13 protein-coding genes and 1 tRNA gene are annotated in these 15488 nt (G+C 46.3%); 7 read left to right on the top strand and 7 right to left on the bottom strand.

Annotated elements, in window-relative coordinates; all coding sequences use genetic code 11:
* Positions 1-228 precede the first annotated feature (228 nt).
* The 3 genes from H6F42_RS08060 to hemH all read left to right on the top strand — a co-directional run bounded on the left by H6F42_RS08060 (position 229) and on the right by hemH (position 2790).
* Positions 229-1194: a DUF362 domain-containing protein gene (locus tag H6F42_RS08060; RefSeq protein ID WP_190398840.1), complete on the top strand. Its 966-nt coding sequence runs from the start codon at positions 229-231 to the stop codon at positions 1192-1194.
* Positions 1181-1567: a response regulator gene (locus H6F42_RS08055; RefSeq protein ID WP_190398839.1), complete on the top strand. Its 387-nt coding sequence runs from the start codon at positions 1181-1183 to the stop codon at positions 1565-1567. The genes H6F42_RS08060 and H6F42_RS08055 overlap by 14 nt, the downstream gene beginning before the upstream one ends.
* Before the next feature lie 209 nt (positions 1568-1776).
* The gene (hemH, locus tag H6F42_RS08050) at positions 1777-2790 is read left to right on the top strand and encodes a ferrochelatase (RefSeq protein WP_190398838.1); all 1014 of its coding nucleotides are present in this window, start codon (positions 1777-1779) and stop codon (positions 2788-2790) included.
* A 58-nt stretch (positions 2791-2848) separates the two neighbouring features.
* On the opposite strand, the gene H6F42_RS08045 is transcribed toward hemH, so the two are convergent.
* A complete protein-coding gene (locus H6F42_RS08045; protein ID WP_190398837.1) occupies positions 2849-4036 on the bottom strand; it encodes a DNA double-strand break repair nuclease NurA in 1188 nt (395 codons plus the stop codon).
* Between the two features lie 281 nt (positions 4037-4317).
* On the opposite strand from H6F42_RS08045, the gene H6F42_RS08040 reads away from it, so the two are divergent.
* Complete coding sequence (locus H6F42_RS08040; RefSeq protein WP_199288954.1) at positions 4318-5076, top strand: HEAT repeat domain-containing protein; 759 nt, start codon at positions 4318-4320, stop codon at positions 5074-5076.
* A gap of 89 nt (positions 5077-5165) precedes the next feature.
* Positions 5166-5236 (top strand) — tRNA-Gly (locus H6F42_RS08035).
* Positions 5237-5282: 46 nt separating this feature from the next.
* Here H6F42_RS08035 and dprA read toward each other — a convergent pair.
* The 3 genes from dprA to map all read right to left on the bottom strand — a co-directional run bounded on the left by dprA (position 5283) and on the right by map (position 8850).
* Positions 5283-6317: a DNA-processing protein DprA gene (dprA, locus tag H6F42_RS08030; RefSeq protein WP_242018372.1), complete on the bottom strand. Its 1035-nt coding sequence runs from the start codon at positions 6315-6317 to the stop codon at positions 5283-5285.
* A 143-nt stretch (positions 6318-6460) separates the two neighbouring features.
* The gene (locus H6F42_RS08025) at positions 6461-7708 is read right to left on the bottom strand and encodes a SufS family cysteine desulfurase (RefSeq protein WP_190398835.1); all 1248 of its coding nucleotides are present in this window, start codon (positions 7706-7708) and stop codon (positions 6461-6463) included.
* A gap of 296 nt (positions 7709-8004) precedes the next feature.
* The gene (gene map, locus H6F42_RS08020) at positions 8005-8850 is read right to left on the bottom strand and encodes a type I methionyl aminopeptidase (RefSeq protein WP_190398834.1); all 846 of its coding nucleotides are present in this window, start codon (positions 8848-8850) and stop codon (positions 8005-8007) included.
* 114 nt (positions 8851-8964) lie between these two features.
* Here map and H6F42_RS08015 point away from each other — a divergent pair, with 114 nt between their 5' ends.
* Complete coding sequence (locus H6F42_RS08015) at positions 8965-10452, top strand: type IV pilus twitching motility protein PilT (protein WP_190398833.1); 1488 nt, start codon at positions 8965-8967, stop codon at positions 10450-10452.
* A 68-nt stretch (positions 10453-10520) separates the two neighbouring features.
* Here the strand turns inward: H6F42_RS08015 and H6F42_RS08010 are convergent, their stop codons facing one another.
* Positions 10521-11318, bottom strand: coding sequence for an ABC transporter permease (locus tag H6F42_RS08010; RefSeq protein WP_190398832.1), 798 nt, complete (start codon positions 11316-11318; stop codon positions 10521-10523).
* Positions 11319-11372: 54 nt separating this feature from the next.
* Between H6F42_RS08010 and H6F42_RS08005 the strand changes: the two genes are divergently transcribed.
* Positions 11373-12188 carry an inositol monophosphatase family protein gene (locus H6F42_RS08005; RefSeq protein WP_190398831.1) on the top strand — a complete coding sequence of 272 codons (816 nt, stop codon included), beginning with the start codon at positions 11373-11375 and terminating at the stop codon, positions 12186-12188.
* A 40-nt stretch (positions 12189-12228) separates the two neighbouring features.
* Here the strand turns inward: H6F42_RS08005 and H6F42_RS08000 are convergent, their stop codons facing one another.
* Together H6F42_RS08000 and H6F42_RS07995 are read right to left on the bottom strand one after the other, a co-directional pair.
* Complete coding sequence (locus H6F42_RS08000) at positions 12229-12867, bottom strand: histidine phosphatase family protein (protein WP_190398830.1); 639 nt, start codon at positions 12865-12867, stop codon at positions 12229-12231.
* A 71-nt stretch (positions 12868-12938) separates the two neighbouring features.
* Positions 12939-15386 carry a phosphoketolase family protein gene (locus tag H6F42_RS07995; RefSeq protein WP_190398829.1) on the bottom strand — a complete coding sequence of 816 codons (2448 nt, stop codon included), beginning with the start codon at positions 15384-15386 and terminating at the stop codon, positions 12939-12941.
* Positions 15387-15488 lie beyond the last annotated feature (102 nt).

Genomic DNA, 15488 nt, shown 5'->3' with positions numbered 1-15488 from the left:
GCTTGGTTGAAGCATCGAATTCGCAAACTTTTACGCAATTCTGACAATTTACGTGATGCCATGGAATCTGTTCTGGCCGCTTCTGCGTCCTAATACACTTGGCGACAGCTATACATTCTGTTTTTAATAATGGTGCGTAGCAAAGCCACGCACCATATAATTATTTCCTCAGAAGAGTAGGGTATATTTTAATAAGTTTGCTGACCTCAAAACCTTCTAGAAACTTCCATGAAACCAATTGTCAGTCTTTTACATACCTCTAGCTATGAGATTGCATCATTGATACAATCTCTGGAGGCAGTACTTGCACCCCTAGGAGGTATGTCCAGCATCGTCAAAGCAGGCGATCGCGTTCTCCTCAAGCCCAATTTGCTCACAGGCTCTCGCCCCACCAAAGAATGTACCACTCGTCCTGAACTGGTGTATTGCGTAGCCAAAATGGTACAGGATGCTGGTGGCAAGCCCTTTTTAGGCGATAGCCCTGCCTTTGGGAGTGTTAAGGGTATTGCCAAAGCCAATGGCTTGCTGCCTCTGGCGGAGGAACTAGGAATTCCCATCGTCGAATTTCATGGCAAACGTTACGAAACCGAAAGTGAAGGCGAACTACAGCATTTACGCTTGAGCAAAGAAGCGATGGAGGCGGATGTAGTCATCAACTTGCCCAAGGTGAAATCTCACATGCAATTAACCCTCACCCTTGGCGTGAAAAATCTCTTTGGTTGCGTCCCCGGAAAAATGAAAGCATGGTGGCACATGGAAGCTGGCAAAGATGTCGAAAGATTTTCGCAAATGCTGGTGGAAACTGCGAGAACCATTAACCCTGAGCTAACGATCCTTGATGGCATCATCGGACATGAAGGCAATGGTCCTAGCGCTGGCGAACCCAAAGATTTAGGAATTTTAGCTGCCGCCTGTGATGTATTTGCCCTCGATCGCGTTATGGTGGAAATCTTAGGCGTTAAACCTCATGATGTGCCAACCGTGGCTGCATCGATGCGATCGGGGCTATGTAGTGACTTGAACGCCATTGATATTGTTGGTGATCAAGTCGCGCAGTTACGTTGCCTCGATTGGAAACTTCCTGAAACTATGTTGGAAATTGACTTTGGGATGCCTAGAGTCATTCGCTCAACTTTTAAACATCTCTATATCAAGTTCATCAAAGAACCGCTCAGCACCTATGCCCGCATTTAACAAACCGCCGCTAATCTTAGTGGTCGAAGATGCCCCTGACAACCAAGTTTTGGTGGAACAGGTGTTTCAAGATTCAGGCTATCGCGTAACTTGTATCCAAGATGGACAAGCGGCGTTGGATTGGCTGCAAACTAATCATCCAGATTTAATTCTGCTAGATTTATCTTTGCCAGAAATTGATGGATGGGAGGTAGCCAGACAATTAAAGGCTAGCGATCGCACTGCGAAGATTCCGATTGTGGCGGTGACAGCACATGCGATGAAAGGCGACAAGGAAACGGCGATCGCCTCAGGTTGTGATGATTATCTGACAAAGCCCTTAGATATTGATTTGCTAGAAGACTGTGTTAAGCATTGGTTAGGCAAGCAATAGGGCGATAACCTTAGAGTAGCGTTTATTTCTACGCGAGCTTATTGGTAGGTCTTTCAAAGTAAAGGCTAATATCTAGCTATAAACTTAGACTAATATTTAGACTAGGGCGCTTTTCATTTTGTCTACGGCAAAACGAAAAGCGCAAACCCTTATTTTAATTTTTTTGCTATTTTTTATCTTTTTATAAATCCATTAATTTAGGAAATTTTATGTCTGGTCGCGTTGGAGTAATGCTATTAAATCTAGGAGGTCCTGAAAAGCTAGAGGATGTCTATCTTTTCTTGTACAACTTGTTCGCCGATCCAGAAATTATTCGCCTCCCAATTCGCTTTTTGCAAAAGCCGATCGCCTCATTGATTGCTGCGAGCCGCGCCCCCATTAGCCAAGAAAATTATCGGATGATTGGTGGTGGTTCACCCCTGCGTCAGATTACAGAGGAGCAGGGCGAAAACATTGAGAATGTATTGCAGCGTAACGGGCTGGATGCCAAGGTTTATGTGGCGATGCGCTACTGGCATCCCTATACCTCCGAGGCGATCTCCCAAATCAAGCGAGATGGCATTACTCGATTGGTGGTCTTACCTCTATATCCGCAATATTCCATCAGCACTAGCGGCTCTAGCATTAAGCAACTTGATGAGCTATGGGCAAATGATCCCGAATTGCAAGCGATCGAGCGCATTACGATTCAGTCTTGGTATGAGCGCAAGGGTTACATTCGGGCGATGAATGAACTCATCAATGGCAAGTTACAAGAATCCGCGAATCCTGACAATGTGCATATCTTCTTTAGCGCCCACGGCGTACCTGTGAAGTATGTCACGCAATACAATGATCCCTATCAATCGGAAATGGAAAACTGTGTTGATGGCATCATGAAAGCTCTACGTCGCGACTATCAGCGCTACAACGCCCATACCCTCGCTTACCAAAGTCGTGTGGGCCCCGTGGAGTGGCTCCAACCCTACACCGAGGAAGCGATCAAAAGCCTTGCAAAGCGAGGTATTAATGATCTGCTGGTGGTTCCCATTAGCTTTGTTTCCGAACATATTGAAACTCTGCAAGAGATCGATATTGAATATCGTGAAATTGCCGAAGAAGCAGGGATTCATCACTTTGATCGCGTTCCTGCCTTAAACAGCCATCCCATCTTTATTAATGATCTTGCCGAATTAGTAATGGAATCTCTCGGCACAACTAAAGTGGCAGCAGTTCCTGCCTAAATTAATCGCACTCCATCGCATAAAAGGAAGAGATAGCGCTATGCGCTATCTCTTCCTTTTATGCAATACTGCTGCGCTTGCGAGATTCTTTATAGGAAGTGGCAATATTCCGTAAACCTGACTTCACCATTTGCTGTTCTAAAATCGCAAAAAATCGGCGGCGATCGCTACCTGTGACTACGGCTTGATTATGTGCCTCTGCCAAGGCTACAGGGTAGCCATAGCCCTTTTGTACTTGCGCGAGGATAATTTGCAAAGCTTGCGATCGCAGGTTAGGATTTAGCGCCGTCCAAGCGGGCATCTCCACTCTGGCAACTTCCGTTCCTACATGGAGATAGCAAAAATATATTTGATGCTCGCCATACTCTTCCATAATTCTGGCGCGACTTTGCCAAAGAGGACTACTTTCTCCTACTTTTAAAAAACGACTCCATAATGTGGCATCTCGCAAGGGTTGCAATTGACTACAGGGCGAAGCATCAAGGGGCTTAGCCGCACAATGTCTCTGGCATTCTGGCTGCTCAAATGGGCAGAGTTGCAATCGCAAAAAGTTAGTTGCTTCTGCTGCACGGGGTGCGCTGATATAGCCCGCAAGCGGAATTTGTTGAGCTTTTAACGCATCCCATGCGCTGAGAATATCTGGCAAGAGTTGCGATCGCGCCTCGGTAGGAATCTCATCAAGTTCCCAATGAACTAAAGCTCCATCACTAAAAGCTAACATCGGTGCAGCAGGATAGCTAGCAAGAGTTGCGATCGCTAAACTGGCTAGGGCAACATTTTCGGCAACTGTGCGCTTGAGAGTCATCCATTGCTCGGTCTGAATTCCCCATTGACGCGCCTTATATAAATCTTCTGTTTTATAAAATACTTCTGGAACATTATCCAATAACGGATAGATTCCAGAGTTATAGTAAATGGCAACCCGACCAATATTAATCAAATAGCAATAGGCGATTTCGTGGCGACTTGGCGCAATCTGAGAGCCGTCGGTTGCCAGAACAATATGTGGGGTGGTGATGGGCGCGATCGCCGTAATTTGTTCTAAGTCTTCCACTGGCTGAGCGCAATTAAAGACAAAGCGATCGCCCCCTTGCTGAAGACTTTGAAGAAGAGATTGCTGATTGGTTCGGGCTTGATGAAATATATTTTCGGCGCGATCGAGTTTGGTTGTCAATTGCTGCGCTTCCCTTTGCAATTGCTCGGACATGCCTTGCATCTGTCCCATCAATTTCTGTAAATCCAGCATTTATACCTCTAGCTCAATTCAGAAACTCAAGTTATGTAGCTGGGCATAATTAAAAACCCAGAATCAAAACCTGTGGCGCATGCTGCGCGTGCGCCACAGGTTTTGGGGTTTTATATTTAATTTTGCCTAGTTACTTATGTGAAATAGCTTCTCTCCAGTCAATTGTTCCACAAAAAAAATATTGATGCTGTCTAGGCAGGGAGTAGTTAACAAATCAGGACAAAGCACTGTAAGATAACAACTACACATCGGGGCATCCCAACTATGCCTGACTTTTTGCCATGACGATCGCCATGACACTCAATGACGACCTAACTATCTTAGATATTGATACAAATCCCCTTAGTCCCTTGGATTTGCCACCCGAAGAGGAAATCCCTCTTCCCGATCCTGATGAAATGTTAGCACTACTTAATTCAGATGTAATTCTTGAAAGGATGCAAGCTGCGAGAGCTTTTTGTGAATTAGAGGATGAGCGAGCCATTCCCCGCCTGATCGAATTACTCCAAGATGAATGTCCGCTAGTACGGGTTAGCGCTGCCTATGCCTTGGGTCGCAATAAGAGCGATCGCGCGATCGTCCCATTAATCGACCAACTCAAGCAGGACTGGAATGGCTATGTCCGTAAAGGTATTGTCTGGGCTTTGGGAACCTGTCACGCCGCTTTAGGGTTACACCCATTAATTTCGGCGCTTAAGTATGACATTACGGCAGTACGCCTATGGGCGGCTAGCGCGTTGGGACAGTTGGGAGACTTACAAGCGATCGAGCCTTTAGTTGATGCTTTAAGTAACGATCCCATCTCGGCGGTGCGCGGTAACTGTGCTTGGTCATTGGGTAAGTTGATTGTGCAGAAGCGTCGAGAATTTACTCAGGATGAAATTTATCATGATGCCTTGGATGCGCTGATCTATGCCCTTGATGATGACGATCTTAGCGTGCAGACTGATGCTCGTAGTGCTTTGCGTAAACTAGGCGATCCGCGAGGGCTAAAAGTGCTAGATCGGATTGAAATGGATCAGGGCTATTGCGAGTTTTAGCAATCCACCTTATCAAATTTGCCAGAAATTCTTTGACAATGGTGCAATTGCTGCTATAATTAGTAACTGCTGATGCAAATCTGAATTGTGCGAATGTAGTTTAGTGGTAAAACCTCTGCCTTCCAAGCAGATGTTGCGGGTTCGATTCCCGCCATTCGCTTACACAAAAAAGAAGGTGTAGATATTTAGTATCTACACCTTCTTTTTTAGGCTAGGCGTTGATAGCGCATTCCTGGGTAGGGCGCGATCGCCCCTGCTAGTTCTAATTGCGTTAAAGCGCCTAGCACTTCGCCCGAAGGTGATTTGACCTGCTCGACAATCCAATCTAAGCCCACAGGATCGCCAAAACCGATCGCCTGTAGAACATTTTGTTGTAGTGGCGGTAGTTGCGAAATGGCGATCGCTGGCATAGGCGTATCAAGATTCGGCAACATCCCTAGAGCTTCCAGTAACTCATCCACCCCTAAAATCGCTTGAGCGCCTTTACCGAGTATCTTTAAGCATCCCTTTGCCTCATGCACTTCTAAGGAATTGGGCAACGCATAGACATCGCGACCATATTCATTGGCTTGATAAGCGGTAATTAAAGCTCCCGAGCGATCGGGCGCTTCCATGACTAAGGTAACGCGACTCATGCCTGCAATAATGCGATTGCGGGCTGGGAAATGTTTTTTGTCAGGGGGTGTGCCTTGGCGATATTCGCTCACTACTAAGCCTGTATCCAGAATTTGCTTATACAAATCCTTGTGTTTGTAAGGATAAACCTGATCGACTCCCGTACCAACGACAGCGACAGTTTGTCCACCGACCTCTAAACAAGCTTTGTGAGCTTCGCCATCAATGCCCTCAGCCATACCCGAAATGATCGTAAAACCCCGCTCGGCAAGGGCTGTCACAATTTTTTTTGTCCATCGCCGACCATAGGGAGTAGCGCGGCGCGTGCCGACGATCGCCACCGTATTACGCTCATTCCATTGAGTAAGATGTCCGCGATAGTAGAGCAGGGGTGGCGGATCGGGGATTTCCCAAAGTAGTTGAGGATATTCCCGATCGCTGGGAGTCCAAAAGTTTAAATTATGATGCTCATGGTCAGCTAATAGTGCCACTGGCTCAACTTCTTGCTGGGCTTGTCGAATTGTGTCAAGGGTTTGTCCGCCAATTCCTTCCACTTCTTGTAATGCGTTGGGTTCAGCTTGCCAAGCCTCCGACATTGAGCTAAATGCTTGATAAAGCCGTTTCATTAAAACAGGCCCAATACCCCTCACTTGTGACCATGCTAGCCAATAGGCTCTTTCCATAGGATTTACAGCACCTTGCGATTGTGGCGAATTTTGTTTATCACAAGAGAGGGTTGGTGCTTCGCACCAACCCTCTCTTGTGTGGTTTAGATGACGCTTTTGAAAAAAGAGATCGCATCTTTAAGGGAAGCGACAAAAGTATCTACTTCTGCTTTGGTGTTATAGAAATAGACACTCGCCCTAGCAGTGCCGCTAATTCCTAAAAAGCGATGTAAGGGCTGAGTGCAATGATGTCCAGAACGAATCGCAATACCATCTTGATCGAGCATAGCTGATAAATCATTGGCATGAATACCATGCGCGATCGTGAAAGCCGCTAGACCCGCGCGATCGTGGCGGGGCCCATAAATTTTAATATCGGGAATCTCTACCAAATAATCCATCAAATAATTGATTAATTCCTGTTCATAGGCGTGGATTTTATCCATGCCGATCGCCATGAGATAATCTACTGCTGCACCAAGGGCGATCGCCTCACCAATGGCGGGAGTTCCTGCCTCAAACTTATGTGGTAATTCCGCATAGGTAGAATGATCGAGAAAGACTTCCGAAATCATTTCGCCGCCGCCCATAAAGGGAGGCATCTCTAGCAAGCGATCACGCTTGCCATAAAGAAAGCCAATTCCCGTTGGCGCACACATCTTATGTCCTGAAGCAACGAGCCAATCGCAATCTAACTTCTGGACATCAATGGGCATATGTGGCACGCTCTGACAGGCATCCAGTAATACTTTTACCCCTTGAGCATGGGCGAGAGAGATGATCTCTTCTACTGGGTTAACACAGCCTAAGGTATTAGAGACATGAACGATAGAAACTAACTTAGTTTTTCCATTGAGCAAGGATTTGAACTGTTCTATCGTTAATATTCCATCCTCATTAGGTTCCAGAAACTTCAAGACTGCGCCTGTGCGTTGAGCAATCAATTGCCAAGGCACAATATTGCTGTGATGTTCCATCACCGAGAGAATGACCTCATCCCCCTCCTTCAGATTTGCCCAGCCCCAAGTATAGGCAACTAGATTAATCGCTTCGCTAGCATTGCGAGTGTAGATAATTTCTTGAAAGGATTTCGCGTTCACAAACTTGGCGACTTTTTCTCGCGCTCCTTCGTAGGCATCAGTGGCTCTGGCGCTGAGGGTATGTGCGCCTCGATGGACATTGGCATTATCATGCTCGTAATAATACTTCCATGCGGCGATTACTGATTTGGGCTTTTGGGAACTAGCGGCATTGTCAAAATAAATGAGGGGCTTGCCGTTGACCTGTTGATCTAGTATTTCAAAATCTGCTCTGACTTGATCCGCCAAAGTCTTTTCGTAAGTTAATGTCATGACGCTTGCGTCGTTTAATACCGTAACTGCTATATGCATCTTAACAGTTATAGGAATCTTAAATGATAGGCGTGTGCGGCTTCGCCGCGCACGGCTAATTATTCACTTTATACCGCCTATTCTTTGGGTAGAAAGGGAGTAAATGAGAAATATATTTTTAGAAGGCATATAGCAAAGTAAGTTTTGCTTAGGGCATAAAACCAAAAAAGCGAGTTGCGGCGCTTCGCGCCGCAACTCGCTTTTTTGGTTTTGGTTTGTACTGGCTAACTCTAGCTTTGCTATAAAATGTCCTTTGCCTAAACTTTAGTGCGATCGGTAAAAATTTCATAACCAGTCTCAGTAACTAAAACTGTATGCTCAAATTGAGCAGAAAGCTGATTGTCGACCGTTACTGCTGTCCATTTATCCGCCAAGATCCGTACTCGCTTAGAACCAGCATTTAAAATAGGCTCGATCGCTAGGGTCATCCCGGGACGAAAACGCACATTAGGCAACTGGTAGGTACGGAAATTGAACACAGACGGCTCTTCATGGAGATTACGCCCCACACCATGCCCCGTAAAATCTTCCACAATGACAAAGCCATTAGCCTTCACATGATCCTCGATCGCCCCAGCCAAATCAAGCATACAATTGCCGGGCTTTACCTGCTCAATGCCCTTAAATAGAGCTTCTTCAGCCACACGCATCAACTTAGAGGCTTTCTCGCTAATCGTGCCAACGCCTACCGTGATGCAAGAATCTCCATGAAATCCATTTTTAAACGCCCCTGTGTCAATTTTAACTAGGTCACCTAGCTTAATTACCTTCTTTGCGTTAGGGATGCCATGTACCACTTCGTTATTAATGCTAGAGCAGATGCTCGCAGGGAAACCGCAATAGCCTTTGAAGCTAGGTACAGCACCCATCTCTCGAATCCGTTTTTCGGCATAGGCATCTAGATCCTTAGTGGTCATCCCAGGGGCAATTATCTCGGAAATTTCCTTGAGGACTGTTGCTACAATGCGAGAAGACTCACGCATAAAGTCCAACTCCCGTTGTGACTTTATTTCAATACCTTTATTTTGCTTAGGGGCAGATTGTTGAGAAGCTTTTTTGCTTTCTGCGTTCGGTTTCGATCGCAGGGCACTGAGAATATTCATTAATTATTTGAGGATAGTATTTACAACAGCTAATATATTTTTAGCCTATGAAGTAACAGGATTGGTTATTTTTTAGGTCAAATCGCGAAAACTGATTTAGAAAGAGGTTCAACTATGACGCAATCTGGGATGCCTCCCTTACCACCACCTTCTTCTGGGGGAGGTGTGCCACAACAGCCACGTAACCCCGCCGCCCCACCGCCCGCCCAGCAGCGTGTCGCTCCACCCAACAACCCTCAAGTACCTCCTAATCCTCAATCAGGACAGCCTCGCGCCGCTAATCCTCAACAGGCGCAAGCCGCTCAAGCTCGTGGTGTTGCCCCAAATCCTGCATTGACTCCCGCCCAAATTCAGCAAGCCCAAGCTGCCCAACAGGCTAGAGCCGCAGCCGCAGCCCGTCAAGCACAGATGGCGATCCCCACGGATACCCAGATCACCAATGTGCCACCACCACCAAATCCTCGTCCTCCCATTCGTCCCGGTCCACCTCCAAACCTTCCAGGCTTAGGTGTGCCATCGATTTTACAGCGCAGTTCAGGACAGCCCACCCTTGCTCAAATTGTCAAGGATGCCCATGAACAAGGATGTTCCGATATTCATGCTGGCATAAATGAGCCTGTGAGATTTCGGAGTCGAGGCTTAATGGTCACGCAGGAACAGTATCCTGTGCCTGATAAGCAGACCTTTGATACTTGGTTGACGGAAATTATGGATGATAAGCAAATCCAGCAATTTCGCGACACCCTAGAGTTTGACGGTGCTACTCAATACGAATTTGCCCGTTGTCGGATCAATGTTTTTGATTCTTTGCGGGGTTCGGCGATGGTCTTGCGACTTATTCCCCTCAAGATTTTGTCGATCGATCAGTTAGGGTTGCCTGAGGTATTCCGTGAGCTTTGCTATACCCATAAGGGATTAATTCTGGTAACGGGCCCCACGGGTTCGGGTAAGTCTACGACCTTGGCGGCGATGGTGGACTTCATTAATACGGAAATGCAGAAGCATTTGATTTCCATTGAAGATCCGATTGAATTTGTGCATCAAAGCAAAAAAGCCCTGATTAAGCAAAGGGAAGTCGGTATTCATACGCTCAAGTTTGATAATGCTCTGAAGGCGGCTTTGCGTGAAGATCCCGATATCATTCTGATTGGGGAAATGCGCGACAAGGAAACAGTCAATACGGCGCTAAAAGCTGCCCAAACAGGGCACTTAGTATTTGGAACTTTGCACACCAACAGTGCGGTTAAGACGATTGAGCGGATTCTCAACCTCTTTGAGCCTGAACAACAAGCGCCCATGCGGATTCAGGTGGCGGAGTCGCTAGTGGGTGTTATTGCTCAGTCCCTAGTAAGAACGACCGATGGGAAACGCGCCGCCGTCCATGAAATCATGATTAATACCGATGCGGTGCGGGACTATATCAAGCGTGGTGAAGTGGATGAAATTGAGGCGATCATTCCTAAGTGTACCTATGAGGGCATGGTCAATATGAACCAGTCTCTCTATAAGCTCTATGAGGATGGACGCATTACGGAGGAGACAGCCGTAGAGAACTCACCGAAACCAAACGAAATGGCGCAAATGTTGCGTGGTCGTATGTAAGCAAAAAAGCCGCACATGGTGCGGCTTTTAATTTTAATAAAATGGCGACGCGAAGCGTCGCCATTTTATTAAAATTGGCGACGGGCGAAGATGAAGATAGCGATCGCTAAGGTCAACAGAGCATAGCTCAAGATATAAATGCCATTGTTGAACATGTCGGCAAGGCTGGGCAGAATGTTATATACCGCTTCGTTTTTAAGATTTGCGCGAGATAGGTCGGGCAGAATCATATACAAAGTGCGGGTGATCAGTTGCAAACTAGGATTTTTGGAGATTTCGCCCAATAGCAATAAATCACGGCTGAAATTACCAATCATGTAGGCGGCAAGGGTCAGTAAGGATGCGATTAGGGAACCTGTAAAGGAACCAAAAAATATGGCGATCGCCCCTAGTAGCATAATCTGCCAAAAGATAAAAAAGTTAGCCGTGAGAATGGCAGGAATGGGGATGGCGATTTGTTTAATCGTCATCAGCACAATAAAGATGATCGTCATGATCGCGACTAGCGCTCCGACTACAGCCGTTAAGCCGAGATGCTTACCGAGAACAAATTCGGTGCGATGCATGGGCTTAGCAATCAAAATAAAGATGGTGCGCTTATCGATTTCTTTGTTAATTAAGTTTGTGCCGACCAGTACTGCCACAATTAAGCTCACGATTTCGATCGCCGCAATGCCTGTATCAACGATCATCTTGGCGGATGAGTCATAGGAAAATTCTGGCAACATCAGCATTGCTGATACGACAATCAGGGTATAAAGCAAGGACAGATATAAAACCTGTTCGCGTACTGTTTCGCGAAATACATTGGTTGCGATCGCCCAAATGCGACCTAAACTTAGACTCAAATTTAAGCTAAAGTTCATAGGTCTATAAAATCCTCATAAGTCCTAATATCATTGCATTTTATCGCAATTACTATGAATAACTGGTCTGAAATTCTTCCCTTTATCCAAGAACTTACGCAGCAGGTGGGTGATCGCCTACTGGCGGATTTTGAACAGGCGCGAGTGGCGATCTCTAAGGATGATGGCAGTTTAGTTACTCAAAGCGATCAATGGGCGGATGCCTATATCAAATCGGCTCTAGAAATAGAATTTCCTGACTTTGGAATTTTAACCGAGGAATCGACGCAGACTTTACCTGATCGCGAATGGGCTTGGGTGGTTGATCCCCTTGATGGCACAACTAATTTTGCAAGGGGAATTCCAATTTGGGGCATTTCTCTAGGCTTATTGCATTGGGGTACGCCTGTGTTTGGCTATGTCGCTATTCCGCCCTTGGGTCAGAATATCTATGGTTGGTCCGATGAGAATGGTGCAGCGGCTTTTGTGAATGGCAATCCACTACATTTAGCAGAAAGCTCACCCGATCCTGATGCATTGGGAAATTACTTTTTTAGTGCCTGTTCTCGCAGTTTGGGAAAAATCGGTAGATCGAAGTTCCCTTTCAAGTTAAGAATGTTGGGAGTGGCAAGTTATAACCTCTTGACGGTCGCGCTTGGTTCGACAATTGGCGCAGTGGAAGCTACACCTAAGATTTGGGATATTGCGGCGGTTTGGGTAATTCTTAAAGCGATCGGGGCGATTTGGATTCCGCAAGAAGAATTATTAAATATTTTTCCATTGGAATTAGGTAAGGATTACAGCGATCGCAATTTCCCTACTCTAGTCGTCAGTCATACTGAACTTTTACCAATTCTCCAAGAAATAGCAAAGCCCCTCAAGGCAAAATAGGCGGCGCTTCGCGCCGCCTATTTTGTCTTGATTTTTTGTATTAAGTGCCTGCTAACGATCGCAGATCGGCATCCATAAAACTGCGATCGCCTAATACCTTCAGCATCGGACCCAATGCGCCAAACTGGACAATGCTCAGCGAGGCGGCCGGAACATCAATGCGATCGCGATAGCGACCCAGATCAATTCCCAATAAACCACAGAGAATGACGCGAATTGTCGCCTTGTGGGAAACAACTAACACGTTACCCGATGGATACTTCTCTTGGATTTCGGCAACTACCAGCGAAGCTCGGCTAGCAAGTTGGACAGCCGTTTCGCCACCTGTGGGCGGATTCCATGCGGGTTCTGTTAACCAGCGTAGATAGTCTTCGCTATAGTTCTCTTTGACAAACTCATTCGCTAAGCCTTCCCATTTGCCATAGCGCAGTTCGCGCAAGCCATCACGAAATTGCATTTCCATACCACTCGCTTCGCATAATGGTTTGGCTGTGGCGATTGTGCGTTTCATGGGGCTGACAAATACGGCATTCCAAGCGATCGCTTGATAAGCTTTACCGAAGGCGGCTGCCATTTTCTGTCCATTATCCGTTAGCTCAGGGTCAAGATCGCCACAATAGCCACCAGTGCGGCTATAGATGGTTTCACCATGACGGAGTAAGTATAGTTTTAAGCTCATAAGTTAGTTTAGGCGCAACGATTTTAAATAAGAAAAAATTAAAAAAGCCTTGCGAAGCAAGGCTTTTTTAATTAATGGGGATAGCGCCAGTTTACAATTTCGGGCTTATCGATGCCATGCTCGTAGGCATATTGACGACATTCGATTTGTTGATTGCGGAGGGCTTCCTTCGCATGAGCGCCGATATTTTGCAACTTGGGTACGCGATCGATCACATCGATCGCTAGACTAAAGCGATCAACTTGGTTATTAATCGCCAATTCCAAAGGTGTGTTGATGTTGCCTTTTTCCTTATAGCCACGCACATGGAGATTTTTGTGGTTTTTGCGGCGATAGGCGAGACGGTGAATCAACCAAGGATAGCCGTGGAAGTTGAAAATGATCGGCTTATCGGTGGTAAAGAGCGAGTCAAAATCGCGATCGCTTAAACCGTGAGGATGTTCGGTATCAGGTTGTAACTTGAACAGATCCACCACATTGATAAAGCGAATCTTCAATTCGGGGAAATGCTCCCAAAGTAAAATCGTTGCGGCTAAAGCTTCCTGTGTGAGAATGTCGCCACAGCCGACCATCACCACATCAGGCTCAGTACCTTGATCATTACTTGCCCAATCCCAAATGCCTAAGCCTTTGGTGCAATGCTTGATCGCCTCATCCATATCCATGAATTGCAAGTGCATCTGCTTATCGCAAACAATCACATTTACATAGTCGGTGCTGCGTAAACAGTGATCGGAAACCGAGAGCAAGCTATTGACATCGGGTGGTAAATAGATACGGGTGACATCGGGACTCTTGTTTACCACCACATCTAAAAAGCCTGGATCTTGGTGGGTAAAGCCATTGTGATCTTGTCGCCACACCGTCGAGGTGATTAACAAATTGAGCGAAGCGATCGGCGATCGCCAAGAAATATCCTTACTGATTTCCAGCCATTTACAATGCTGGTTAATCATCGAGTCAATTACATGGACAAAGGACTCATAGGTCGAGAAGAATCCATGTCTACCCGTCAGCAAATAACCCTCTAGCCAACCCTCAAGGGTATGTTCGCTCAAGATTTCCATCACCCGTCCATCGGTCGCTAATTCGCCACCGTCGGCATCTTCAGGGAGATATTCGGCAATCCAGAATTTCTTACTGACTTCGTAAATGGCTTGCAGCTTATTCGATGTATTTTCATCGGGTCCAAAGACACGGAAATTTTCCATGTTTTGTCGCATCACATCACGGAGGAAAACACCAAGGGGCTTAGTATTTTCGGCTTCCGTAGTTCCCGCTTTCTCTACCTTTACGCCATAGTCACGGAAATCAGGCATTCTCAAGGCTCGGCGCAAGACACCACCATTGGCGATCGGGTTTGCGCTCATGCGGCGATCGCCTGTGGGCGCAAGCTCCTTCAATTCAGGAATTAATTTACCCGAAGCATCAAACAACTCATCAGGTTTATAGCTCTGCATCCAATCTACGAGCATCTGTAAATGTTCAGGATTGTTGTGCATTCCCGACAGTGGTACTTGGTGCGCTCTCCAGAAACCTTCGACCTTATGACCATCGACAACATCGGGCCCCGTCCAACCCTTGGGAGTCCGCAAGACGATCATCGGGAATTTTGCGCGTTTAGGAATTCCCGTACTTCGAGATTCTTGCTGGATGCTGCGAATTTCATTAACGCAATGCTCTAGGGTGGCAGCGATCGCTTGGTGCATCGACTCAGGATCGGAGCCTTCCACAAAATAGGGCTGATAGCCATAGCCCACAAAGAGACTTTCTAGCTCCTCATGGCTAATTCGGGACAACACGGTGGGGTTATTAATCTTGTAGCCATTCAAGTGCAGAATTGGCAAAACTGCGCCATCGCGAATGGGGTTAATAAATTTGTTAGAATGCCAAGCCGTAGCCAGTGGACCCGTTTCCGACTCACCATCTCCCACCATCACGACAGAGATCAAATCAGGATTGTCAAACACTGTGCCGTAGGCATGGGAGACGCTATAACCAAGCTCACCGCCTTCATGGATCGAGCCTGGGGTTTCTGGGGTGCAGTGGCTCCCAATTCCGCCGGGGAAGGAAAATTGCTTGAAGAAGTGCTTCAAGCCTTCTTCATCTTCACTGACATCATGGTAAACCTCTGAATAGGTTCCTTCTAAATACACAGGACCCAAAATTCCAGGAGCGCCATGTCCTGGTCCTGCTAAAAAGATGGTGTTGAGGTCGTATTTTTTGATTAAACGATTGAGATGGGTGTAGACAAAGCTCATCCCTGGACTTGATCCCCAATGTCCCAGCAAGCGATTTTTGACGTGAGAAGATAATAATGGTTCACGCAATAAAGGGTTCTCGCGCAGATAGATCATGCCGATCGCCAGATAATTGCAAGCACGCCAGTAGGCATCAATTTTACGCAACTCTTCCGCACTGAGAGGAGTTCCTGACACTGTAGAACGAGCCTTACCATAGCAACTAATAGACTGATTTGATAAGTCGGTTACTGCTGGTTTGATAGGAGTAGATACCATAAAATTACGATTGTTCCTGTCGATAATTGGAGTTTTTGAATACTCACATCACAACCTTAAATGAAGTTTGGGTTTCTTGAGGTTATGTGTGGATTTAATTTA

This window comes from Pseudanabaena sp. FACHB-1998, assembly GCF_014696355.1.
Classification (GTDB): Bacteria; Cyanobacteriota; Cyanobacteriia; order Pseudanabaenales; family Pseudanabaenaceae; genus Pseudanabaena.
The sequence above is the reverse complement of the archived record's forward strand: the minus strand, read 5'-3'. Positions and strand labels throughout refer to the sequence as shown.